The 25,722-nt window shown below is 39.9% G+C and carries 16 protein-coding genes, 9 tRNA genes and 1 riboswitch; of the genes, 2 read left to right on the top strand and 23 right to left on the bottom strand.

The window, feature by feature from the left end; all coding sequences use genetic code 11:
• Positions 1-48: 48 nt before the first annotated feature.
• The 19 genes from rpoC to AC6UDG_RS02380 form a co-directional block, all read right to left on the bottom strand.
• Entirely contained in the window at positions 49-3,699 is a 3,651-nt protein-coding gene (gene rpoC, locus AC6UDG_RS02470; protein ID WP_500706314.1) for a DNA-directed RNA polymerase subunit beta', read from the bottom strand.
• A gap of 17 nt (positions 3,700-3,716) precedes the next feature.
• Entirely contained in the window at positions 3,717-7,355 is a 3,639-nt protein-coding gene (gene rpoB / locus AC6UDG_RS02465) for a DNA-directed RNA polymerase subunit beta (protein ID WP_500695232.1), read from the bottom strand.
• Positions 7,356-7,613: 258 nt separating this feature from the next.
• Entirely contained in the window at positions 7,614-10,112 is a 2,499-nt protein-coding gene (locus tag AC6UDG_RS02460; protein WP_500693536.1) for an ATP-dependent Clp protease ATP-binding subunit, read from the bottom strand.
• Between the two features lie 47 nt (positions 10,113-10,159).
• Positions 10,160-10,633 carry a CtsR family transcriptional regulator gene (locus tag AC6UDG_RS02455; RefSeq protein ID WP_500693535.1) on the bottom strand — a complete coding sequence of 158 codons (474 nt, stop codon included), beginning with the start codon at positions 10,631-10,633 and terminating at the stop codon, positions 10,160-10,162.
• 97 nt (positions 10,634-10,730) lie between these two features.
• Positions 10,731-10,804: transfer RNA gene (locus AC6UDG_RS02450), tRNA-Pro, on the bottom strand.
• A gap of 29 nt (positions 10,805-10,833) precedes the next feature.
• Positions 10,834-10,907, bottom strand: a tRNA-Pro gene (locus AC6UDG_RS02445).
• Positions 10,908-10,912: 5 nt separating this feature from the next.
• Positions 10,913-10,986, bottom strand: a tRNA-Arg gene (locus AC6UDG_RS02440).
• Between the two features lie 109 nt (positions 10,987-11,095).
• Complete coding sequence (gene ppk1 / locus AC6UDG_RS02435; protein WP_500706313.1) at positions 11,096-13,300, bottom strand: polyphosphate kinase 1; 2,205 nt, start codon at positions 13,298-13,300, stop codon at positions 11,096-11,098.
• A 1-nt stretch (position 13,301) separates the two neighbouring features.
• Positions 13,302-14,696: a DUF2252 domain-containing protein gene (locus AC6UDG_RS02430; RefSeq protein WP_500693533.1), complete on the bottom strand. Its 1,395-nt coding sequence runs from the start codon at positions 14,694-14,696 to the stop codon at positions 13,302-13,304.
• Between the two features lie 204 nt (positions 14,697-14,900).
• A tRNA-Leu gene (locus AC6UDG_RS02425) sits at positions 14,901-14,986 on the bottom strand.
• Between the two features lie 17 nt (positions 14,987-15,003).
• A tRNA-Gly gene (locus AC6UDG_RS02420) sits at positions 15,004-15,075 on the bottom strand.
• 3 nt (positions 15,076-15,078) lie between these two features.
• Positions 15,079-15,152, bottom strand: a tRNA-Thr gene (locus tag AC6UDG_RS02415).
• Positions 15,153-15,162: 10 nt separating this feature from the next.
• Positions 15,163-15,244: transfer RNA gene (locus AC6UDG_RS02410), tRNA-Leu, on the bottom strand.
• A 21-nt stretch (positions 15,245-15,265) separates the two neighbouring features.
• Positions 15,266-15,338 (bottom strand) — tRNA-Lys (locus tag AC6UDG_RS02405).
• Positions 15,339-15,341: 3 nt separating this feature from the next.
• A tRNA-Val gene (locus AC6UDG_RS02400) sits at positions 15,342-15,414 on the bottom strand.
• A 170-nt stretch (positions 15,415-15,584) separates the two neighbouring features.
• Entirely contained in the window at positions 15,585-16,874 is a 1,290-nt protein-coding gene (gene serS, locus AC6UDG_RS02395) for a serine--tRNA ligase (protein WP_500693532.1), read from the bottom strand.
• A 252-nt stretch (positions 16,875-17,126) separates the two neighbouring features.
• On the bottom strand, positions 17,127-17,765 hold the full coding sequence (locus AC6UDG_RS02390; RefSeq protein ID WP_500696526.1) for a deoxynucleoside kinase: 639 nt from the start codon (positions 17,763-17,765) through the stop codon (positions 17,127-17,129).
• A 74-nt stretch (positions 17,766-17,839) separates the two neighbouring features.
• Positions 17,840-19,315, bottom strand: a complete 1,476-nt coding sequence (locus tag AC6UDG_RS02385) for an amino acid permease (protein ID WP_500693530.1) — start codon at positions 19,313-19,315, stop codon at positions 17,840-17,842.
• A 106-nt stretch (positions 19,316-19,421) separates the two neighbouring features.
• A riboswitch (Lysine riboswitch) is annotated at positions 19,422-19,591 on the bottom strand.
• Positions 19,592-19,654: 63 nt separating this feature from the next.
• Positions 19,655-20,320 carry a phosphatase PAP2 family protein gene (locus AC6UDG_RS02380; RefSeq protein ID WP_500695236.1) on the bottom strand — a complete coding sequence of 222 codons (666 nt, stop codon included), beginning with the start codon at positions 20,318-20,320 and terminating at the stop codon, positions 19,655-19,657.
• Between the two features lie 135 nt (positions 20,321-20,455).
• Between AC6UDG_RS02380 and AC6UDG_RS02375 the strand changes: the two genes are divergently transcribed.
• Both AC6UDG_RS02375 and AC6UDG_RS02370 read left to right on the top strand, forming a co-directional pair.
• Positions 20,456-21,307, top strand: a complete 852-nt coding sequence (locus tag AC6UDG_RS02375; protein WP_500693528.1) for a sulfite exporter TauE/SafE family protein — start codon at positions 20,456-20,458, stop codon at positions 21,305-21,307.
• Positions 21,304-21,705, top strand: coding sequence for a DUF1634 domain-containing protein (locus AC6UDG_RS02370; protein WP_500706312.1), 402 nt, complete (start codon positions 21,304-21,306; stop codon positions 21,703-21,705). Before AC6UDG_RS02375 ends, AC6UDG_RS02370 begins: the two co-directional genes overlap by 4 nt.
• 60 nt (positions 21,706-21,765) lie before the next feature.
• On the opposite strand, the gene AC6UDG_RS02365 is transcribed toward AC6UDG_RS02370, so the two are convergent.
• The 4 genes from AC6UDG_RS02365 to dapA are packed head-to-tail and all read right to left on the bottom strand — an operon-like array spanning position 21,766 to position 25,713.
• Positions 21,766-22,938 carry an aminotransferase class I/II-fold pyridoxal phosphate-dependent enzyme gene (locus tag AC6UDG_RS02365; protein WP_500706311.1) on the bottom strand — a complete coding sequence of 391 codons (1,173 nt, stop codon included), beginning with the start codon at positions 22,936-22,938 and terminating at the stop codon, positions 21,766-21,768.
• A 39-nt stretch (positions 22,939-22,977) separates the two neighbouring features.
• Positions 22,978-24,030 carry an aspartate-semialdehyde dehydrogenase gene (locus AC6UDG_RS02360; protein ID WP_500706310.1) on the bottom strand — a complete coding sequence of 351 codons (1,053 nt, stop codon included), beginning with the start codon at positions 24,028-24,030 and terminating at the stop codon, positions 22,978-22,980.
• Between the two features lie 14 nt (positions 24,031-24,044).
• Positions 24,045-24,824 carry a 4-hydroxy-tetrahydrodipicolinate reductase gene (gene dapB / locus AC6UDG_RS02355; RefSeq protein WP_500706309.1) on the bottom strand — a complete coding sequence of 260 codons (780 nt, stop codon included), beginning with the start codon at positions 24,822-24,824 and terminating at the stop codon, positions 24,045-24,047.
• Complete coding sequence (gene dapA / locus AC6UDG_RS02350; RefSeq protein WP_500706308.1) at positions 24,817-25,713, bottom strand: 4-hydroxy-tetrahydrodipicolinate synthase; 897 nt, start codon at positions 25,711-25,713, stop codon at positions 24,817-24,819. Before dapA ends, dapB begins: the two co-directional genes overlap by 8 nt.
• Positions 25,714-25,722 lie beyond the last annotated feature (9 nt).

Genomic DNA, 25,722 nt, shown 5'->3' with positions numbered 1-25,722 from the left:
ATCAAAAAGGGAGTTCATCATTGATGAACTCCCTTTTTAGTTTAATAACTAGTTTTTACTTGAATCTTTTTGTTGCATTTCTTTTTCGACATCACTTAATGAAGTAACACCCTTGGTATCAGTCTTACCCTCTTCTTCTGGTTCAATGTTTTCATATTTCCCAACACCAGTACCAGCAGGTAATAACTTACCAATGATAACATTTTCCTTCAAACCAACTAATGGATCAACCTTGCCACGAATTGCGGCATCAGTAAGAACACGAGTGGTTTCCTGGAATGATGCAGCAGACAAGAAACTGTTAGTCTCAAGTGCAGCCTTAGTAATTCCAAGTAATACCGGACGGGCCGTTGCGGGTGTTTTACCACTAATCACAGCATCCTTATTACGATCCTTGAAATCATCAATATCCATCAAAGTACCAGGGAGGATGTCAGTGTCACCTGGGTCCATAACACGAACCTTACGCAACATCTGTCTTACCATGATCTCGGCATGCTTATCGTTAACTTCAACACCCTGTCTTCTATAAACTTCTTGAACCGCAGTTAACAAGTAAGTTTCAGTTGACAAAACATCTCGAACTTTAAGCAATTCCTTAGGATCAATTGAACCTTCATTTAAAGCATCACCACGACGAACCTGATCGCCTTCTGAAACCTTCATTCGGGCCTTAATTGGAACCTTATATTTACGAGTATCGGACTTCCCTTTAATGGTAACTTCCTTGATACCTTCAGCAGGATCTTCTTCAATTAATTCAACCGTACCAGTAACTTCACTGATGATTGCCTTACCTTTAGGATTACGTGCTTCCATAATTTCCTGAACACGAGGAAGTCCTTGGGTAATATCTGAACTACTTGCAACACCACCGGTATGGAAAGTACGAAGAGTTAACTGAGTACCTGGTTCACCAATTGATTGGGCCGCAATGGTACCAACAGCTTCACCAACCTCAACTTCGTCACCAGTAGCAAGGTTTCGACCATAACACTTCTCACAAACACCATGAGCAGTATTACATGTGAAGGCGGAACGAATTTCAACTGAATCAATTCCAGCGTCCACAATTTCTTGAGCAACGTCTTCATCGATCATTTCATTCTTTTTAACAATCACTTTACCAGTCTTAGGGTTCTTAACGGTCTTCATTGCGTTACGACCAAGGATTCGGTCATACAATGGTTCGATCATTTCGTCCCCTTCGGTAATGGCACGAACAACAAGACCACGGTCAGTTCCACAGTCTTCTTCTCTAACAATGACATCTTGGGCAACATCAACAAGTCGACGAGTCAAGTAACCAGAGTTAGCGGTCTTAAGTGCCGTATCGGTCATACCCTTACGAGCACCGTGGGTTGAAATGAACATTTCCAAGACTGAAAGTCCTTCTTTAAAGTTAGAGGTAATTGGAAGTTCCATGATTTCACCATTAGGTGAAGCCATCAAACCACGCATCCCAGCTAACTGAGTAAAGTTCGAAATGTTACCACGAGCACCAGAGTCACTCATCATAAAGATTGGGTTCTGGGGATCGAAGTTTTTCATTAATTTGTTTTGAATTTCGTCTTTGGCATCATTCCAAACACTAACAACTCGTTCATAACGTTCTTGGTTAGTAATTAAACCACGACGGAATTGTTTAGTGATGGTATCAACTTTCTTATGGGCGTTAGCAACAATTTCTGGCTTTTCCTTTAAATCAGTAATGTCAGAGATACCAACCGTCAAACCAGATTTAGTTGATTTATCATTACCTAAATCTTTGATTCGATCAAGAAGTTCTGAAGTTTCAGTAACTTGGTATTGACTGTAAACTTCAGCAATGATGTCACTTAAAAATCCCTTCTTAAACGGTTTAACCAATTCAGCGTTCTTCAAGTGTTCATGAATGTCTTCACCAGGCTTCAAGAAATACTTGTCAGGAAGGTATCCGTGCAAGTTAGTTGAAGTTGGTTCGTTCAAATAGGTAAATTTCTTTGGAAGAATCCCATTGAAAATAACCTTTCCAACCGTCGTTACTAAAATCTTATCTTTTTGATCGTCAGTAAACGGTTTGTCTGGGAAGGCGCTCGCTGGAATACCAATTCTGGTATGCCAATGAACCTTTCCATCACGGTAAGCTAATTCAACTTCATCAGGATCGTTGAATACCATTCCTTCACCTTCAGCCCCTGCTTCTTCAAGGGTTAAATAGTAGTTACCAATAACCATATCCTGTGAAGGAGTAACAACTGGTTTACCATCTTTAGGAGCCAAAATGTGTCCAGCAGCAGCCATCAATAATCTTGATTCAGCTTGAGCCTCATCAGATAGTGGAACGTGAATGGCCATTTGGTCACCATCAAAGTCAGCATTATACGCAGCACAAACTAATGGATGCAAACGCATTGATTTCCCACTAACCAAAACTGGTTCAAAAGCCTGAATTCCAAGTCGATGCAAAGTAGGAGCACGGTTCAAAAGAACTGGATGTTCCTTAATGACATCAGGGAGAACTTCAAAGACAGCGTCGTCTTGACGTTCGATCTGACGTTTAGCGTTTTTAATGTTAGAAGCTAGACCACGTTTAACTAGCGCATGCATAATGAAGGGTTTAAATAATTCCAATGCCATTGATACTGGAAGACCCATCTGACTTAGTTTTAAATTAGGACCAACGTCAATAACTGAACGACCAGAATAATCAACACGCTTACCTAACAAGTTCTGTCTGAATCGACCTTGTTTACCCTTTAATAGGTGAGAAAGTGATTTAAGGGGACGGTTACCAGGTCCTGCAACAGGACGACCACGACGACCATTATCAATCAAAGCGTCGACAGCTTCCTGGAGCATTCTCTTTTCGTTTTGAACAATAATGCCAGGAGCGTTCAGGTCTAACAATCGTTTTAATCGGTTATTTCGGTTAATAACCCGACGATATAAATCATTTAAATCAGAAGTAGCAAAACGACCACCTTCAAGTTGAACCATTGGTCGTAAGTCAGGCGGCATAACTGGAATCGCATCCATTACCATCCATGACAACTGATTGCCAGAAGTAGCAAAGGCCTCAAGAATATCTAGACGACGAACGGCACGAGTTCGCTTTTGTCCCGTTGCTTTCTTAAGCGTATCTTTTAACTCTTTGACTTCTTTATCAATGTCAACGTCGTTTAATAAAGTTCTGATGGCTTCCGCACCAATTTCAGCGTGGAAACGATTGCCGTATTCACGCTTTTTGTCACGGTATTCTTGTTCTGAAAGCAACTGCTTCTTCTCCATTGGTGTGTTACCTGGGTCGGTAACAACGTATGAAGCAAAGTAGATGATTTCTTCAAGAGCCCGTGGACTCATGTCAAGAACTAGTCCCATTCGACTAGGGATTCCCTTGAAATACCAAATGTGGGTTACAGGAGCTGCTAATTCGATGTGTCCCATTCGTTCACGTCTAACTTTTGAACGAGTGACTTCAACACCACAGCGATCACAAACGATGCCTTTATATCTGACACCCTTGTATTTTCCACAGGCACATTTCCAGTCCTTAGTTGGACCAAAAATTCTTTCATCAAACAATCCATCCTTTTCAGGCTTTAAAGTTCGATAGTTAATCGTTTCTGGTTTTTTAACTTCTCCATATGACCAACTACGAATGGTCTCAGGTGAAGCTAAACCAATTTGCATACTTTTGAATTTATTAACATCAACCATTGGCGTACCCTCCTTTATTATTTATTGTCGTCATTTGTATCATTTTTTGAGTCGGCATCAGATGAAGTTGGAGTTTGTTTCTCATTTTCATCTTTCTTTTCTTTATCCTTCTCATTTTTATCATCTTGTTTTTGAGCAAACTTACTCAATGCGTTCACGTTAACAACGTCTTCGTCATCGTCCATGTCACGCAAATCAATTTGTTTGTTTTCGGCATCGAGAACCTTCATGTCCAGTCCCAATGCTTGTAATTCTTTAACTAATACTCGGAATGACTCAGGAACACCTGGTTTAGGAATTGGATCACCCTTCACAATTGCTTCGTAGGTCTTAACCCGTCCGACAACATCATCTGACTTGTAAGTCAAGATTTCTTGGAGGGTGTGTGCGGCACCATAAGCTTCAAGAGCCCAAACTTCCATTTCACCAAAACGCTGTCCACCAAACTGAGCTTTACCACCAAGTGGTTGTTGCGTAACTAGTGAGTAAGGTCCAATGGCTCTTGCATGAATCTTGTCTTCAGCCATATGGTTAAGTTTCAAGTAACCCATAACTCCAACAGCAATTCGTTTGTCAAATGGTTCACCGGTTCTACCATCATACAGAACCGTCTTACCATCAGCTGGCATACCAGCTTCCTTTAAAGCGTCGGTAATATCTTCACTACGAGCACCATCAAAGACTGGGGTGGCAACGTGAATTCCAAGCTTCTTAGCAGCCATTCCAAGATGCAATTCAAGCACCTGTCCAATGTTCATCCGTGATGGAACACCCATGGGGCTCAATAAGATGTCGATTGGGGTACCATCTGGCATATATGGCATGTCTTCTTCAGGAATAATGACGGAAACAGTACCTTTATTACCATGTTTTCCAGCCATCTTATCTCCAACTTGAAGTTTACGTTTCTGGGCAATGTAAACTCGAACCATCTTGTTTACACCGGGCTTTAATTCATCGCCGTTTTCCCTAGTAAAGACTTTAACGTCTTGAACAATTCCACCGGCACCATGAGGTACTCGAAGTGACGTGTCACGAACTTCTCGAGCCTTTTCACCAAAGATAGCGTGAAGTAGTCGCTCTTCAGAAGATAATTCAGTAACACCCTTAGGGGTTACCTTACCAACCAAAATATCGTTGTCATGAACTTCGGCACCGACTCTAATAATTCCATCTTCGTCAAGATCCTTTAGTGCATCTTCACCAACGTTAGGGATTTCTCTAGTCATTTCTTCAGGTCCCAGTTTGGTATCTCTAGTTTCTGACTCATACTCTTCAATATGAATTGAAGTGTAAGCATCATCTTTAACTAGTCGTTCGGAAATGGCAATGGCATCTTCAAAGTTATAACCCTGCCATGTCATAAAGGCAACGGTTGGGTTTTGACCTAAGGCCAATTCACCATTTTCCATTGCTGGGCCATCAGCGATAATTTCATCGGCATCAACATGATCTCCAATTTTTACAATTGGAGTTTGGTTATAGTTTTTACCACCGTTAGAACGCATAAACTTCATCAATTTGTACGTATCTAAAGTGCCATTATCACGTCTTACCCGAATTTCTCTTGCATCAACATATTCAACGGTTCCAGGATACTTAGCAATCTTAGCAACTCCAGAATCATGAGCAGCTTGATATTCCATCCCAGTTCCAACAAGTGGTGCGTGTGGTCTGATCAAAGGAACAGCCTGACGCTGCATGTTAGCACCCATTAGGGCCCGGTTTGAGTCATCATTTTCTAGGAACGGAATACATGCCGTTGCCACCGCAACAACTTGCTTTGGTGAAACGTCCATGTAGTCAACGTTCTTTGAATTAGTTTCAACGTATTGGGACTTATCACGTGCCATAACTTGATCGTCTTGAAAGGTTGCGTCTTCATTTAATGGAGAGTTCGCCTGTGCAATCACGTATTTATCTTCATCGTTAGCAGTTAGGTAATCAATCTTGTCGGTAACCTTATGAGTAGTCCAATCAACACGACGGTATGGGGTTTCGATAAATCCATACTTGTTAACCCGAGCATAACTTGAAAGTGAGTTAATCAATCCAATGTTAGGACCTTCGGGAGTTTCAATTGGACAAATTCGACCATAGTGAGTGTAGTTAACATCACGAACTTCATATCCAGCACGGTCTCTAGTAATACCACCAGGTCCTAAAGCAGATAATCGACGTTTATGGGTCAATTCACCTAACGGGTTCGTTTGATCCATGAATTGTGAAAGCTGTGATGAACCAAAGAATTCTTTAACAGAGGCCACCACTGGTCTAATATTAATTAGTTGTTGTGGTGTTACCGTTGAAGCATCCTGAATGGACATTCTTTCTCTAACAACTCGTTCCATCCGTGAAAGACCAATTCGGAATTGGTTTTGCAGTAATTCACCAACTGATCGAACACGACGGTTCCCCAAGTGATCAATATCATCAACAGATCCAATTCCCTCTTGAAGATCCAAGAAGTAATTGATTTCAGCCAAGATATCCGCTGGGGTAATGTGTTTATAGTCCAGATCAATATTGTCATTACCAATTACTGGAACGACTTTGTCTGGATCTGTATTTGAATATACTTTAATTACTTGAACAGTAACTGGATCAGTTACGACAGCTTGATCGGAAGGATTAAAGGTGTAAGCTTTAAAATCTTTGTTAGCCAAGTACGGCTTCAACTTTTCCATCAATTCTTTGTCAATCACATCACCTTTGTTAGCAATGATTTCACCAGTATCTGGGTCAGCAAGGGTTTCGGCCAAAGCTAATCCCATTAAACGAGTCTTCATGCTCAATTTTTGGTTTGTCTTGTAACGACCAACTGGTGCCATGTCGTAACGTTTTGGATCAAAGAATCTTTGGGTTAACAAGTTTCTTGCTGACTCAGCTGTCTTTGGTTCACCCGGACGCAAGCGTTCGTAAATATCCTTTAATGATTCTTCAACACGAGAATCATCGGCATCTTTATGAACGTCTTTTTCAAGGGTAAGTGAGAGACTATCATTAGTATTTCCAAAAATCTCAGTAATTTCATCATCTGATCCAAAACCAAGGGCACGAACTAATTCAGTCAAAGGAATCTTTCTAGTACGATCAATTCGAACGTATGAAATATTCTTCGCATCAGTTTCAAATTCCATCCAAGCACCACGGTTGGGGATCACAGTTGAACTGTAAATTTCACGACCATTTTTGTCGAGATCTTTATGGTAATAAACACCTGGTGATCGCACTAATTGAGAAACGATAACACGCTCTGCACCGTTAATGATGAAAGTTCCTTGGTCAGTCATAAGTGGAAAGTCACCAAAGAAAACATCTTGAGTCTTAATCTCACCGGTTTCATGGTTAGTTAACTTGAGAGTAACGTGTAATGGGGCTGAATAATTTGCCTCATGAGCACGTGCTTCATCAACCGTGTACTTAGGTTCCAATAGTTTATAATCAACGAAATCTAGTGAAAGCTTTCCCTGAAAATCCTCAATTGGCATAATATCTTTAAACATTTGACGCAAACCTTCGTCTAAGAACCAGTTATAAGAATTTGTTTGAATCTCAATCAAATTTGGAAGATCCAATACCTTCTTAATTCTGGAATAACTTCTACGGGTCCTGTGTTTTCCATACTTTACAATGTGTCCTGCCAAGTTATTCACCTCTCCCTAAAATTCCACGAAAAAGAAATGTTACGTTTTTGTTACAAAAAGCCATATTGCTGGTTTTTGAGCAAAAAAAATCCAAAAATAAGATCTAAATCTTACTTTTGGTTCTTATAAACGCCATCACGGACAATAGATCGCAACGACTCATTTCAATTCCCAGTTGCATACTCTACACATAATACAAAGAATCAAAGTAAAAGTCAATTAATATGCACAAAAACTCTCAGTAAAAATTTACTGAGAGTTTTAACGTTATTTACTTAGAATTTCTTCTTTGGGATTCTTAACTTCACGTCTATTGATCGTAATCTTGTTTTTATGCGCACCGATCGTAATCTGATCACCGGGTTTGAACTTGCCCGCTAGCAAGTCTTCACTCAATGGATCTTCAACTTTATCCTGCAAAGCTCTTCGAATTGGTCGAGCACCATAGGTTGGATTGTAGCCAACTTCAGCAACTAAATCAATGGCAGCTGGAGTCATTCTAACTTTGTAACCTAATCCATTGGCACGATCAATCAGTTCTTGAGACATTAACTTAACGATCCGGTGTAATTCTGACTTAGTCAAGGAATGGAAGATCACCGTATCATCAATTCGGTTCAAGAATTCTGGTTTAAAGAATTTCTTCAACTGTTCTTGAATCGTGGCCTTCATAGCATCGTAATTATCATCATTACCCGATTTTTCAGCGGCAAATCCAACGGTGTTCTTGTATTGCAGCTCTGTAGCACCAATGTTGGAAGTCATAATGATAACCGTGTTTCGAAAGTCTACCTTTCGGCCCTTGGCATCGGTTAAGTACCCATCATCTAGAACCTGAAGTAGCAAGTTAAAGACGTCAGGATGAGCCTTTTCAACCTCATCAAGTAGAACAACTGAGTAGGGATGCTTTCGAACTTTTTCGGTAAGTTGACCACCCTCATCATAGCCAACGTAACCAGGGGCAGACCCAACCATTCGACTAGTCGAATATTTTTCCATGAATTCACTCATGTCAACTCTGATCATGTCATCTTCAGAACCAAACATTGCTTTTGCCAAATCCTTGGCAAGTTCAGTTTTACCAACTCCGGTTGGCCCAAGAAACATGAATGACCCAATGGGACGGTTTGGATCTTTAAGTCCACTTCGTGCCCGACGAATTGCTCTTGCAACTGCCGAAACAGCTTCATCTTGTCCCACAACTCGTTCGTGTAAAATCTTTTCCAAGTTTACCAAACGCTTCTTGTCAGACTGTTTCAAATGAGTAACGGGAATCCCGGTCCATTCAGAAACAATTTGAGCAATATCTTCAGCATTTTCTTTTAATTGATAATTATGGGTCTTGTTAGCGTCATTTTCTTTAATGCGCTGTTTTTGGGTTAAATCAGCAATCTCTTTTTGTAACTTTTGTTCTTGCTTACGAATTGAAACCGCATCTTCAAAGCGCTGTTCCTCAATGGCTTTGTCCTTATCATTTTTAACGGAACTAAGTTTTGATTCAGCGCTTGCTAACTTGTCATCTTTTCCAGTTGAATCCAGTCTAACTTTAGCTGCACCTTCATCCATCAAGTCAATGGCTTTGTCAGGAAGGTAACGATCACTAATGTAACGACTAGATAAATCAACGGCTGCATTAATGGCATCATCGGTGATTTGAACGTGATGGTGTTCTTCGTATTTGGGACGTAATCCCTTAAGAATCTTACGTGATTCATCCTTACTTGGTTCTTCAACTTCAACCGTTGCAAAACGACGCTCCAATGCTTCATCAGATTCAATGTACTTCTGATATTCATCTAAAGTAGTAGCACCAATAACTTGAACCTGACCACGAGCAAGAGATGGCTTTAAAATATTTGAAGCATCAACTGATCCCTCAGTTCCACCAGCACCAATCAAGGTATGCAACTCATCAATAAAGAGAATGACATTGCCACTATCTTCGACTTCCTTTAAGACCTTCTTTAAACGATCTTCAAATTGGCCACGATACTTAGTGCCAGCAACCAGTGATCCCATGTCTAATTCCATTACCCGCTTATTTTGCATATCCGCAGGAACAGATTTATTCACAATTTTTTCCGCTAAACCTTCAGCAATGGCAGTTTTACCAACACCGGGTTCACCAATTAAAACTGGATTATTTTTAGTTCTTCGGCTTAAAACCTGGATGACACGACGAACTTCAGCGGTGCGTCCAACCACTGGATCGAGCTGATTATCTCGAGCAGCTTTAGTCAAATCACGTGCCAGTGAATCTAAAGTTGGAGTTTCGCTTTGTTCTGACTCACCATTCGAATTATTTTCAGAAGCCATATTAGTATCTGCAACCCCCATCTTTCGGATCGTTACTTTTCGGACTTGTTCTGGGCTAACTCCCAAGTTAGTCAAAATTCTTGAAGAGAGCATCGCATCATCACTAGTTAAAGCTAGCAAAATGTGCTCAGTACCCACTTTAGTTGATCCATACTGCTTGGCAATCTTTCCAGCTAAAGCTAAAATTTCTTTCATCTTTGGAGAATACGGCAGATACGTGTTTCCATCGACCTTTAAATTACCGTATCCAGCCAACTGCTCAATTTCTTCTCTAACGTCCGCCTCGCTGACGGCAAGTTGTTGGAGAGTTTGATAAGCAATCCCATTCTTCTCAATGGTAAGTGCCAGTAACATGTGTTCGGTTCCGACAGCTTGATGCTGGAAACTCTTAGCTTGTTCTTGGGCAATTACCAAAACGTTTTTTGCACTAGGGGTAAATAAATTATGCATATGCAAATCTCCCTTCATTTCTCTTTAAATCATAATCCATAATCAAACTAACACTCATATTTAAGCCGGTAAAGTAAAGCCTCTAAAACACTCGCTCTAACCTGATATTCCATTGCTTGATCAGGCAGTCTAATTGCCTCTTTCTTTAAAATAGCAGCAATCATGTTCTCCTCTTTCTCGGTAATGACTCCATTAGCATATAAGGTGGTTAAAATTGATTCTTCATCCTTTTCGGAAATTTCATCACCAATTGAATCAATCAAACTGTCTAGGACATCCGAATTATCCATTAAGTTGATTTTTTCAATCCTGATGTAACCACCACCACCACGTTTGCTCTCAACTAAATAACCATTACGCAACGTAAAACGTGTTTTAATTACATAGTTAATTTGCGAGGGCACCACGTCAAAATGATTGGCAATGTCTGATCGACGAATTTCGACTCGTTCTTGATCATTATCACCTAGCATATCCTTCAAATAATCTTCAATAATGTCCGATATATTACGGCTTGCCATAAACTCATCTCATCTCTGACTAATGTTGACTATTATTATACAAAGAAGATTTGTAAATTCCAAGTAAATACTCTTGGAAACCAAGGTAATAAAAAAATCGGGAAAACAAGATTCGAACTTGCGACCTCCACGTCCCGAACGTGGCGCTCTACCAAGCTGAGCTATTTCCCGATGCTTAAATATTAAAAAGTATATAAAAATCGGGAAGACAGGATTCGAACCTGCGACCCCCTGGTCCCAAACCAGGTGCTCTACCAAGCTGAGCTACTTCCCGATGAATGCACCTAGTAGGAGTCGAACCTACAACCTTCTGATTCGTAGTCAGACACTCTATCCAATTGCGCTATAGGTGCATATAAGCATTAAACGTTCACATTCATCAGCGAACATATATTATTATACCAGAAGTATCCGATTTTGGAAAAGAAAAATAAAAAAATAACCAGAAACATCTGGTTATTTTCACCACCACAATAGCACGCCCACTACTACGATAATCGTAACGACTAGAATCGAAACATAAAACCACTCGTTTTTTAATTTGGAATCGTTTTTAACGTTAATCCGAATGTCATGACGTTTAGAAACGTGCTTTTTATTATTTAATTTGGGATCATCGATAATCTTTAAGAAGGTCTGTTGGGCGGACTTGCCTTTAGGATGCTTGAATTTAAAGTACTCCCCATCAGGCTTTAAAAAGCTCCCATCCACATCATCTTGAGCGTAAATGTCGATGATGTTTAAAAGCTGTTGTTTTAGTTTTGGATCGAGAATTGGCGCCGCTAGCTCGACACGGTTATCCATGTTTCTTGTCATTAAATCAGCAGAAGATATCCACAATTTAGAATCATCCTGAGTGAAGAATCCATAAATTCGACTATGTTCCAAAAACTCACCAACAATGCTTGAAACCACGATTTTTTCTTTCTTCCCGCAAATTCCAAGTTTAAGACAGCAAGCTCCTCTAACAACGAGCCTAAATGGTACACCCACTCTGGCCGCATCATAAATGGCTGAAATCACTTCTACATCAGTCAACGAGTTAATCTTTAAAAAGACTGCTCCTTTGCCGGTTCTTAAATAACTTTCTTTAACTTCCTGGATCCCATCAATCACTTGATCTTGAATTTGATGGGGAGAAGCTGATAAAACTTGATAACTGGGTTGAGCGGCATCTGGAGCTTGCAAGTAATCAAAAAATTTTGATAGATCTTGAACATAATCATCCTTACTGGTAAAGAAACTGAGATCAACAAATCCCTTCGCGGTTTGCATGTTGTAGTTTCCCGTTCCAACCTGGATATAGCCCTTGGGGTGATTGCCCTCTTTTGTTAACACCAAACAAGTTTTACTATGAACTTTCATGTCTTTTTTCCCAAAAATAACATGAACACCAGCATTCTTCAGTTTTTCAGTTACTTTCAAGTTGTTCTTTTCATCAAAACGAGCTCTTAATTCAACCACAACGGTGGTTTTAATTCCCTTTTGAGCGGCTTTTGCTAGTAAATCAACCACTTCAGAGTGTTTGGAAACACGGTACAAGGTTTGTTTAATCGCAACTGTTTTAGGATTTTCGACCGCTTCTTTTAAGAATTGCAAAAACTGACTAAACGAATCATACGGGTACTGGATAAGCAGATCCTTTTGATCCAAATACGAAAGCATTGAGGTGGAAGCAGGCCAAGTTCGTGGGTTAAATTTGGCGTAACAATATTCGGGATAATCAGGCGAATACTTGCTGACAATCTCAAACAGATAAGTTAAATCAACTGGACCAGGAATCTTAAAAATGGCATTCTTTTCAATCTTAAACTTATCAATAAAATCGTTTAAGAAATCACTATCGGTATTACCATCAAATTCCTCAACTTCAAATCGAGTTACCTTCCCCTTTTCCCGGTCAACCAGATACTGACGCATCCGAGAAATTGTTTCAAAATTATTATCCTCTTTTTCAACATCTAAGGTGGCATCAAGGTCTCTGGTGACTCTAAAGACGACCGTTCCACTAATTTCTTTTCCATTAAAGAGACGTTTGAGATTATGGTTAATCAAATCTTCAAGTAAGATATACGTGTCAATCCCGTTCGACTTAACCGAAACCAAACGATCAAACTTAGAAGGAATGGGAATAATCCGAATGGCTTTTTTATCATCACCCTTAACCAGGACACCAATTGCAATTTGTTTATTGGAAAGAAATTTTAACCCATAATTTTCATAAAACTCTTTAAAAACGAGTGACGGCTGAATTTTTTGAATAAAATATTGATTGACCTGATCCTTCTGTTTGTCATTCAGTTCTTCATAGGACTCAATTGAACAAATGTCTTTATCGTTTAACTCTTGATTTAATTTATCGTAATCATTGTATTGGATCTTAAAATTCTCGTTATTACGATCATGAATCTGGTCCAGGATCTGGCTATAATGAAGCCCCGACTTTTTTTCAATCCCATTATCACTAAGCTCCATTTGTCCCTGAACGCTTGGAACCCTGACACTATAAAACTCATCTAAATTATTTGACCCAATTGCTAAAAACTTCAGCTTTTCAAAAAACGGAGTGAACGATTCAGTGGCTAGATTAATCACTCTTCGATTAAATAAAGTCCAACTCAAATCCCGGTTATAGCACGAGTCAACATACTCTTCATTTCTCTTCATGTTATTTCAAATCCTTAATAAACGTATCATAATCAATCTCAACTTGTTTCATGTATTCATTGGCGAACTCAATGAATGACTTTTTGACCTTGTCGCTATTTTTTAGGTACCCGATAATCATCGGAAACGTTGGTGATTGACTGTGTGCCCGTGCAAGTAAGATCACACAAACTAACACGTAATCCTTAAAAGCGTCTAAATCCAACTTATTAAGATTTACGGAACCCTTCATATCCTTAAACTGACGCACGTAGTAACTCTTATTACTAGTATTAAACCACCCTAAAAATGGGTCCGAGGCAGTTTGAAGAATCAGCTGACAATCAACAATATTTTCACCCAATGAATCATTTTTGTTCATACCAATAACATTGTTTTTATAAATTGGAAGGGCTTGCTTAATCTGCAAAACCAAGTAATTATTGTTAGCGTCCTCTAGTAAAACTAAAAAGCAAAGAGTGCCAACACTTCCCACTCCCACACTGTGTCTTACAATATCAACGATCTGGAAGTTAGAAAGAAAGAAACGGATATCACTTTTAGTATGATTGTAGTAACGATCGAGTCCATCACTAATTTTTTGATAATCTTTTTTCCCAATGTGAACCGTAACCGGTTCATTATCAATAAAGCGCCGTTCCCCATTTTTAAGAACGGTTGTATACTTTTCCACAGCGTAGTCAGAAGTACTTCTAAGGGCCTTGTTAATACTCTTAGCGGTAATTTTTTGAAACGATTTTTTAAAATGCTTCTCACCGTCTTTTAATGTACCAAAAATCTTAGAAATATTTCTGATGGAATTAGGCAATGTCAGTTTATCCATGGCTGGAATCTCCGTCATCCTGACCAAGGCACTACGATAAGCCTCCAAGACATCCCTTAAAAACGGATTAACTTCATTTGTGATGTCAAATCCTTGTTGCTTCGCGACCAATAAAGCACTTACTAGAAAACGTAATAAGTCATCTTCAAAGTGACCTACGTGAGATTCGTCAAAATCATTTAAATCGAACAAAAGTTGATGCTCTGGAGAACCATAAAAACCAAAGTTGCCAAGGTGAGCATCACCCGCAATTAACAGATTGATGTCACTCATGGGAATGGTACCTAAATCATGGTTCATTAGCTCAACGCTTCCCCGATAAAAAGAAAATGGATTTTTGGCCATTCGTTCTCGTTTTAATCCTAGAAGTCCACTAAGTAGCAGTGAATCACGCTCAGTCAAAATTGGTTTAATGTCCCGCTTTCTAGCTTTGAAATTCCGCATGGCTTCCATGTTGGCATCATTACTCATCTTCTCACCAACATGAATTAATTGATCATCATTCATTGAAACGTCATTAAGTAAAGCACTTACGTTATTAAGCCCATAAGGCGATTTTTTCTCGAGTTTCATATCGCTTCTCCTTTATTTGATCAATCATACCGTTATCGTAATTCTAACTTGTCATGTAACTTGAAATCAACTTATTACCCACATCACAACATCAATTTAACTCTATGATAGCGCTGTCGGACCCGTATTTCTACCTTGAATCAATATTTTAAATAAAAAAGAGAGTCCTAGTAATAGGACTCTCTTACTGTTTTAAATTTTAAATGCCGGGGACCGGGATCGAACCGGTACGGTCATCACTGACCGCAGGATTTTAAGTCCTGTGCGTCTGCCAATTCCGCCACTCCGGCAGTATGATAACAAAAAAAGCGGAAGACGGGATTCGAACCCGCGACCTCCACCATGGCAAGGTGGCGTTCTACCACTGAACTACTTCCGCATATGCCGACTATAGGATTCGAACCTACGACCTCTTCATTACTAGTGAAGCGCTCTAGCCAACTGAGCTAAGTCGGCGAAAAATCAATGCGGGCGAAGGGATTCGAACCCCCACGTCCTAAGACACTAGAACCTAAATCTAGCGCGTCTGCCAGTTCCGCCACGCCCGCATAATAATGTGTTACTGGCAATGAGCCGTGGCGGGTTCGAACCGCCGACCCTCTGATTAAAAGTCAGATGCTCTACCAACTGAGCTAACGGCTCAAATGGAGGATACAGGGATCGAACCTGTGACCTCCTGCTTGTAAGGCAGATGCTCTCCCAGCTGAGCTAATCCTCCATTGATAGATATCATTGCGATAAAGCGCAACGACAACTATTAAATAATATCATTTTGATGTTTAAGCGTCAAGAACAAATTGGTTACGCCTCAACGATCAATTCTTCTCAAACCAGTCATACAACAAATATTATTATACCGGAATGTCTTATTGATTTCTACTATTTTTGTTAAAATTTTTCATTTTTTACAATCTTCTTCATCCCATGCATATAAGGTTGAAGAACTTCGGGCACATTCACCGTTCCATCTTCATTTTGATAGTTTTCAAGGATAGCTGCAACCGTTCTACCAACGGCTAAGCCAGAACCATTTAACGTATGAACGTACTGCAATTTGCCGTTCTCATCTCTGTACTGAATGTGAGCCCGTCTTGCCTGAAAATCAAGCGTGTTAGAACAACTTGAAATTTCGCGGTACCGATTTTGAGCTGGCATCCATACTTCAAGATCATGAGTTTCAGCGGCAGTGAAGCTCATGTCACTTGACGTTAGCGTGATGACATGATAAGGCAGACCGAGTTTCTGAAGTAATGTCTCTGCTTGATGCGTAATTTCCTTTAAAGCATCCCAAGACTCCTCGGGCTTGGTAAACTGAACCATTTCAACTTTGTTAAACTGATGCAATCGAATTAAGCCCCGGGTATCTTTTCCGGCACTTCCTGCTTCTGATCTAAACGCTGGGGTCAAGGCTGTGAATTTCACTGGTAACTTCTCTTCAGAAATGACTTCGTCGCGATAGAAATTAACCAGTGGAACTTCAGCAGTCGGAATCATGGTCAAGTCACTATCTTTAATCTCAAATCCAGCCTTATTTTCTAGGAATTTAGGAAACTGCCCGGTCCCAAACATTGAATCAGAATTAACCATGTATGGGGGTAAGACTTCGGTGTAGCCAGCATCGGTGTTTTGATCCAAATAGAAATTATATACCGCACGTTCTAATTTGGCTCCTGCACCTAGATAGTATACGAAACGACTTCCTGATACCTTAGCACTTCGCTTGAAATCTAAAATATCTAAGTCTTCGCCAATTTCCCAGTGGGGTTTAGGGGTGAAATCAAACTTCCGTGGTTCACCAATTCGTCTTAACTCTTTTGAACCCTCTTCGGTGAGACTAACGGGAACTTCATCAGCAGGAACATTGGGTAAATGAGCCTCAATATCATGTTGTTCGGCTTTGATAGTTTCTAGCTTTTCATCCAGCGCCTTGATCTCTTTTCCAACTTCACGCATTCTGGTAATTTGATCATTTGCGTCCTCTTTATTGCGCTTGAGCTGTGAAATTTTCTCAGATACCTCATTTCGTTCCGCTTTAAGCGACTCACTTTTAACGATTAGATCACGCCGTTCTGAATCTTTTCTAAGTAAATTGTCAATCACTTCGCCAGGCACATTTCGCTCGGCTAGCTTTCCTTTATACCAGTCTGGATTACTTCTAATCAACTTCATATCTAACATTTTAATTTCCTCCCTTAAAAGACACAAAAAGACCCTCGTCATATTGGGACGAAAGTCTTTTCGCGGTACCACCCAAGTTCCAATTAAGGCACTCGATTAATTAATAACGGTAATTGCCGTGCGGGATTGGCCGCCCGAAATACGTGCTGGAATTTTCAAATGACAATTTTCACCAACATTGTCTCTCTGTAATTCTACTTAATGGGCACGTCACGTTTATTTGTTGCGTTAATTATACAATAATCTCTGAAATTATCCTAATACTTCTTGAATTTTGTCAGAAAGTCTCTTTAAAACTTTGTTTCTGGCGTCCGCATCTTCGACAAAATCATACTTATCCCCGTTAATCCTAATCTTAGGAGATAAGTTATAATCCTCGTACCATTTCGAATATCTCTGGTTTAACTCACGATAATATTCATACAAACTAGCGTCATTATCGATCTGTTCGTATTTTCTTCCACGCTTTTTAATTCTTTTAAGCATCGTATCAAAAGAAATATCAATATAAATCAGTAGGTCCGGTATTTTCTTATATTTACCGTTAGGGATCGGTTCCATCATGTTCTTTAATAAAGAATCATAAATTTGAACTTCTGTTTCAGTTGCTCGACCAAGGTCAGCATTTAGATGAAACAGTAATGAATCTTCAAAGATTGAACGATCCATCACACTGTACTTATCAGAAGAAGCTTCTTTAATGCTGTCCAAACGTTTATTTAAAAAATAAATCTGAAGCAAAAAAGCATACTTTTTTGGGTCTTTGTAAAACAACGGAAGAATCTTATTATCATCAACGGACTCGTAATATGCTGGTGAGTTTAGTTTCTCAGCCAATAATGTCGTTAACGTGGTCTTCCCTGCTCCAATAGTTCCTGATAATACAATCATTTATTTGATCCCCTTAGACTAATTTAAAGAATTTGCAATTGTAATTGTACCATTTAAAAATCATGAATTTAAGACTAGCTTTCATTCTTTTTAATTTCATCCGTATAATCTTCTGAAGGCGAGACATCCACTTGATCGAGGGGAATGATATGGGTATGATGAACAAATTTGTACCCAAAATACAAGATGATAACCAACGGAACACTCATATACGTGACCGCAATCTCAAATAAGTTGAAGTGAGCAAAGGCACCAATATCTTGACCACAAATAACAACGATACACAGGATTAAAGTGATAATTGGACCAACCGGGAACCAAGTCGCATGGTATTTAAGTTCCGAAACTTTGTGTCCTTGTTTTATAAACGCCCTTCTAAATCGATAATGTGAAAGAGCAATCCCGAACCAAGCAATAAATCCAGTCAACCCGGAAGCAGCCACTAACCACATGTAAATCTTAGATCCAAAGATACTTGTCATAAAAGTCAACAACGAAATCACCATGGTTGCTAGGAGCGCTAATACCGGAATTCCACGCTTAGATACTTTGCCAAAAACTTTTGGAGCATAACCTTCATCGGCCATCGAATACAACATTCGCGTTGAGGCATACATTCCAGAGTTGGCTGAAGAAATCACGGAGGTCAAGATGACCGCGTTCATAATACTTGCAGCTCCAGCTAATCCGGCACGTTCAAACACAATCGTGAACGGACTAATGGCAACATCTGAAGCACTTGATCCCAACAAATCGGGACTAGTATATGGAATAATTGCAGCAATCACAACAATTGCCAGAATATAGAATAAAATGATGCGCCAAAATACTTCATGAATCGCTTTTGGGACCGTTTCCCGTGGGTTTTCTGACTCTCCAGCTGTAATTCCAACTAACTCAGTTCCTTGAAATGAGAATCCAGCAATTACGAAAACACTCAGAATGCCGGGAATCCCATTTACGAAGGGAGCCTGCTTATAGGTGAAGTTCCTCATTCCAATAAAGTGACCACCCATAATTCCAAAAATGGTCAAAATTCCGACGGCTAGAAAGATAAAAATCGTGATCACTTTGATCAAAGACATCCAGAACTCAGTTTCTCCAAACGCCTTGACGGACAAGATGTTAATCAACAAAATCAGTGACAGAGCCGCTAAACTCCAAATCCAACTCGGAAAATGTGGCAGCCAGAATTGCATGACGATTGCCACCGTACTAACGTCAACCGCCACCGTAATTGCCCAGTTAAACCAGTAGTTCCAACCCATTGCAAACCCTAAAGCTGGATCAACGTACTTAGCTGAATATGTAGCAAATGATCCAGAGACTGGCATATTAGTGGCCATTTCTCCCAAACTAGTCATCAAAAAATAAACCATGATTCCCATACATACATATGCTACTAACGCACCACCGGGACCAGCATTGTGAATTGCTCCACCACTAGTCACAAAAAGACCGGTTCCAATACAACCACCAAGGGCGATCATAGACACATGACGAGACTTTAATCCCCGCTTCACCTGTCCGTTTCCATTTTTTTCAGACATAAATTCTCCTCCTAAATAATTAAGAAGAAACCCAATAACAAAACGACAAAGAAAAAGACCCTCTTGAATAACTTCCAAAAGAGTCCACAAATTCTTACTAATCGTAATCTTAGAAAGCTCTCCGTGCAACACACGACAGTCCTTGACTTATTAAATCAAAACCCAACCAATCATTTACCACGTGATCAGTTTCGGCAACTTTCCCTTTCATAAGCCCTCATCGATTAAGTGAATCTCTGGCAAATTACTGATAAAAGTCGCGCCTCTTCTTAGAATTCATATTTCATTATAAGTAAAGTATAAGTGATAAGTTAACGATTATCAATCACTTTCATGAAATTAGTAAATTGTATTCTGAAAAATCTTTGTTGTACTTAGCTCCTTGGCCCACTTTACGTACCCATATTCACAAACTTGAAGCCATGTGTAAGCAATTAAGGCGGCACCAACGGTATCTGAAGGAAAATGGGCATTCAGATAAACCCGTGAGATCATCACTAGGAAAAGAACAATTGCTAAAATAGTTCTAATAATCCATTTAGTTGATTGTCGATTAATCATTGGAACCACTATGATCCACAGGACGCTAATCACTAGAAAAGCTCCTAAAACATGTCCACTAGGATAACTAAAGCCAGTGTCCCCCGGCAAATGCATTGAGGGACGGGGTTTGGCTACGATGTGTTTAATCACAAATCCAATGGCATCTCCACCAAAAACCAGTACCAGCGAAAAGAATGCCGGTATTTTATACTTAAACCACCACAACAAAACAGCAATTATAAGTATCCACACAATATCCATCTTGGGACTCGCGACAAAACTAATCATTGAGAAAATGGTTTCTTCAAATGAAGACGGGTACCCTTGAATGGTTCCAATTATCATTGAATCTAAAAAGTCAACGTAGCCAAAACTCATTTTGACTCCAATCGTCAGGATTAACGATAAGAGAAACGCAATTGTTAATTTGTACGGACGACTAACGTCCCTTCCAATCATCATAAACGCCATACCTCCAAGAATTCATATAAAAAAAGTATAACATAATATCGATTAGCCGATTGAGAGAAGCACCAAAATCGCCGTGATTAGTGTGATATAATTGCACCATGAATTTTACAGATTGGAGTTTTATTAATGATTCATAGCCTTATTATCATGTTACTGGTAGGAGTTTTTGCGGGTGTTCTGGGTTCAATCCTAGGAATCGGTGGTGGGATGATCATTACACCGGTTTTAACCATCGGATTTAATCTTGACATTAAGTATGCGATTGGTGCAAGTATCATTGCCGTGATTGCTACCAGTTCAGGAGCAACGATCGCCTATCTAAAAGACAACGTCTTAAACTTACGGGTAGCCATGTTTCTAGAAATTGCTACTTCCATTGGGGCCGTTGCTGGTGCTTTACTAACTGGAGTGATCAATCCAATCTTTCTCTACATTTTGTTTGGCCTGTTACTCTTCTTTTCCGGTCTAAATATGGTTAAAAAGATTTGGGGCAAACAGGTTCAAACGAATACAACCAGTGAAGATAAAATTGCAAAAGAACTCAAACTAAATGGTTCTTACTACGATAAAAACCTAAAAAAGCAGATTGACTATAAGGTAACAAACGTTCCAGCTGGTTTAACCGTAATGTTTGGTGCCGGAATTGCCAGTGGTTTACTGGGAATTGGATCCGGTGCCTTTAAGGTGATTGCGATGGACACTTTTATGAAAATGCCACTCAAACCATCGAGTTCCACCAGTAATTTAATGATGGGGGTCACGGCAGCAGCGAGTGCCACCATTTACTTTTTTAACGGATCAATTTTGCCTCAGATTGCCGTCCCACTGGCGCTCGGAATTATCGTTGGAGCAACCGTCGGGTCACGTGTGATGCAAATCATGCCTTCCAAATTAATTCGAATTATTTTTATTCCCATCCTAATTTACCTTGGCGTTCAAATGATTCTTAAAGGATTTGGGGTGAACTTCTTATCATGAGCACTCAAAATAATGTAAATCAAAGTGAAAAAAATCAAGAAGCTGAAAATATTCGAATCGAAAAACTTATCGGAAAAATCATGCGTATCGGCGTGATTATTTCCGTCATCATCATGGTCTTTGGACTTTTCTTGTACCTTGTTACCGGAACAACGGGGTTTGGCAGTCACTATTACCTAACCTCCTTTGGTCAACTGCTAAAGGGAATCATTCAATTAAAACCCTATTCCATCATGATGTTAGGCGTTTTTGCTTTGATCCTAACGCCAATTCTAAGGGTGGTCGTATCAATCTATTCATTCTATAAAGAACACGATAAGATGTACGTCATCATTACTACCATCGTCTTCATCATCTTGATGATTAGTTTTTTCCTTGGAACTTACCTGCATCTTTAAACAATTTTAAACAAAAGCGGAATTAGACAAATGTCTAATTCCGCTTTTTTAATAATTACATTAACTTAAATAATTTTCCATCCGACTTAGTGCTTCCTTTAAATCGTCACTAGAAGCAGCGTAGGAAATCCGAACGTGGCCTTTACCACCGTCACCAAACGCTGATCCGGGAATTACCCCAACTTTAGCGTTTTGCGCTAAATCCTTGGCAAAACGAACGTCATCATTTCCATAATTTGCTGGAATTTTTACGAAAATATAAAACGCTCCGGTAGGATCAATCGGATCAAGCCCCATCTTCTTTAGTTGAAAAATGGCCCCATCCCGATTCTTTTGGTATTCATCTCGCATCGAAAAAGCATCATCCATCCCATTCTTAAGTGCCTCAAGTGCACCATACTGAGCAGGGTCTGATGGTGAAGAAACTAAATAACCATGCATCTTATTAGCCTGAGTGATAAATTCAGCGGGTCCAACCGTGAACCCCAGTCGATAACCAGTCATTGCGTGAGATTTAGACACTCCATTAATTACAATCGTTTGATCAGGTAAATACTCTGCCAGTGAATGATGTTTAATACCATAGGTTAACTCACTATAGATCTCATCGGTAATCACAAAGAGTGAATGTTGTTCAAGAATTGGAACAAGTGCTTTTAACTGCTCTGGTGTGTATTCAACCCCCGTTGGATTATTTGGATAATTTAAGATCAACGCTTTAGCACTGGGATGATTTGAGAGTGCCTCATCCAATTCTTTAGGTGTTAAAACAAAATCAGAAGTGGACGTATCAATAAACACGGGTTTCCCACCAGCAAAACGTACTAATGACTCGTATAGGGGATAGAAAGGTGCTGGAATCAAAACTTCATCGCCAGGATTAACCGTGGAAAGAATCGACGAAGCAAGCGCTTCGGTTGCTCCCATATTAACCATTACTTCAGTATCAGGATCATACTTTAAATTATATTTCTTTGCCATAAAGTTGCTGATGGCATCTCTTAAAGATTTGATTCCTTTATGAGGAGAATAATGCGAGTGATTATCTTCAATACTCTTCATCATTGCTTTTTTAACGTGTTCAGGGGTGTTAAATCCTGGTTCTCCCACTGATAGCATAATCAACCCGTCAATATCAGATATCGACTCCGAAAAAGCTCGAATTGCTGATGGTTGCAGTTGAGTTAAATTCTTGTTAAACCGATTTTGCAAGTTTTCATTTAAAGTAGGCATGTTAATCCTCTTCCCTATCATCATCAAGAAATTCAATCATTAAATCAAATCTCTTTTAACTAATTCTTCGCCAATTTCAACCGTATTTAGTGCAGCACCCTTTAATAAATTGTCGGCTACCACCCACATATTATAGGCCTCACCATTTTCTTGATCCGGTCGAACTCTTCCGACATATGTATCTTCCTTGCCAGCAGCGTCGATTGGTTGTGGGTAGAGTTGTTTTTTGGGATCATCTTTAAGAGTTACTCCCGGAGCATCATTTAAAATCCTTTGGATCTTTTCACGACTGGCGGCTTTTTCATCCTTGACCGTGAAATAAACTGACTCACCGTGACAAATCTCCACTGGAACTCTGACACAAGTAGCAGTCACCTTAATATCTCCAGAATCCATATCATTCAGCATGATTTTCTTCGTTTCGTGAATCATCTTCCACTCTTCGTGAGTATAACCGTCTTTTTCAAACACATCGATTTGGGGTAAAAGGTTAAACGCTAGCGGATAATGTTCCTTTTCACCTTTGACTGGGAAAATGTGAGCATCCATCTTTTTGCCATCAAGGTGTTCTTGCGCTTCATCTTTTAATTCATCAAGTCCACTCTGACCGGCACCTGAAGCAGCTTGATAAGTAGAAACAATAATTTGTTTCAACCCAAACTGCTTTCTAATCGGCTCTAATGCTACTACCATTTGAATGGTGGAACAGTTTGGATTGGCAATGATCCCATGATGATTCTCTAAAGCATCTGGGTTCACTTCTGGCACAACTAAGGGAACATCCGGGTCCATTCGAAACGCACTCGTGTTGTCAACCGCAACGGCACCACTCTTCACGGCTTCCGGTAACAATTTTTTGGAAACCGAACCGCCAGCTGAAGCAAGGACTAAATCAACACCGTTAAATGAGTCGGGAGTGGCCTCTTCAACGGTTAATTCGTCACCTTGATACTCGAGCTTTTTCCCAGCGGATCTTTTAGAAGCCAACAATTTCAGACTTTTAACCGGGATACTTGATTCAGCTAACTTATCCATGAGACGTGTTCCAACGGCGCCAGTGGCACCTAAAATTGCGACATTATACTCTTTCATTACTACTTGCCCCTCTATAAAATATTTTCTAATCCAACAACTAACCCATCTAAACCGTCAACTCTCTCAATGGCAACCCTTAAACCATTCATAAATGAATCACGATCAAAGGAATCTTGACGAATGGTGAGTGCTTCACCATCTCCGCCAAACAGCACCTGTTCATGAGCAACATATCCAGGAAGTCGAACGGAATGAATCGGAACTCCATCATACTCGGCTCCACGAGCACCCTTTAGGGTTTCCTCAGTGGATAAAGCTTTGGGTCGTTTCTTTCTTCCCTCACTGATTAACTTGGCCGTATTAATGGCGGTCCCAGACGGAGCATCTTTTTTATCCTGATGATGCATCTCGATCACCTCTGCATTGGGGAAATACTGAGCTGCCTCTTTAGCAAATTTCATTAACAATACCGCTGAAATTCCAAAGTTCGGCGCAATAATCCCACTCACATTTTCATTGTCCGCTAATTTTTGCAATTCAGCTAGTTGATCATCACTTAACCCACTGGTTCCAATAACCGGATGAATCCCATGATCCAAGGCAAATTTAGTGTCGGGATAAGCTGCTTTTGGAACCGTAAAATCAACCCAAACGTCTACATCTGGTCCCTTAATCTGATCAAAATCGTTATAAACTTTTACGTCTTTTGGTAAATCATAACTTTCAGGACTCAAATCGTTCGCTTTCGGGTCATATACGCCTATCAAATTAAAATCACCATTCTTTTCAATCATCTTAACGGCCTTTTGGCCCATTGAGCCACGAAAGCCTGCTACTAATACTTTAATCATTTAAAATGTCTCCTAAAGAATCAACGTCTAGTGCTTTTGCCAATTCTTTTTTTTCATCTTGATTTAGGGTTGCAATTGGTAAACGACAACCACCCACATTTAAACCATTAGCATTTAAAGTTGCTTTAGTCGGTGACGGGGAAGGATACATAAATAGCGCCTGCATCTTTGGTGTTAACCAACGTTGAAGCTTGCCAGCTGCTTTGTAATCCCCCTGATCTAAATCATCGTACATTCCCCTTAATTGCTTACCATAGACATGGGAAGCAACCGAAATCACTCCATCACCACCAAGCATCTTAGTTGCTAGTGCTTGTGGATCTTCACCACTGTAAACCAGAAAATCATCTGGAGTGTTGGAAATGATGTATTCCATATCAGGAAGTGAGCCACACTGCTTAATTCCAGCAATGTTATTGTATTCGGATAATTCCACGACCGTTTCCTTATCCATGTTCACGCCCGTTCGTCCAGGAATGTTATAGATGATGATTGGTTTATCTGAATGATCGGCAACGTACTTAAAGTGTTCCTTCATGCCCCGTTGGTCGGGTTTGTTGTAATAAGGCACAACCACCAAGCCATAATCAATCCCATCTAATTGCATCACTTTCTGGTTAAACTCAGCCGTTTGTCGGGTATTGTTTGAACCAGTCCCTGCAATTACCGGATACTGATCGCCCACAATCTTGCCAAATTCACCGTACAGTTTTAATTTTTCGTCTTCAGATAATGTCGGAGTTTCACCAGTCGTTCCGCCGACCACAAATCCATTGGTCCCCGTATCAACCAAATGTTTAATCAGCTTCTTAAGCCGTGTAATATCAACCTCACCGTCATTGCCAAACGGGGTGACGATGGCCGTTAATAAATCTGCTTTTTCTACCATGATTATGAT

The sequence above is a fragment of the Fructilactobacillus sp. X2R1C1 genome, from assembly GCF_059901435.1.
The sequence above is the reverse complement of the archived record's forward strand: the minus strand, read 5'-3'. Positions and strand labels throughout refer to the sequence as shown.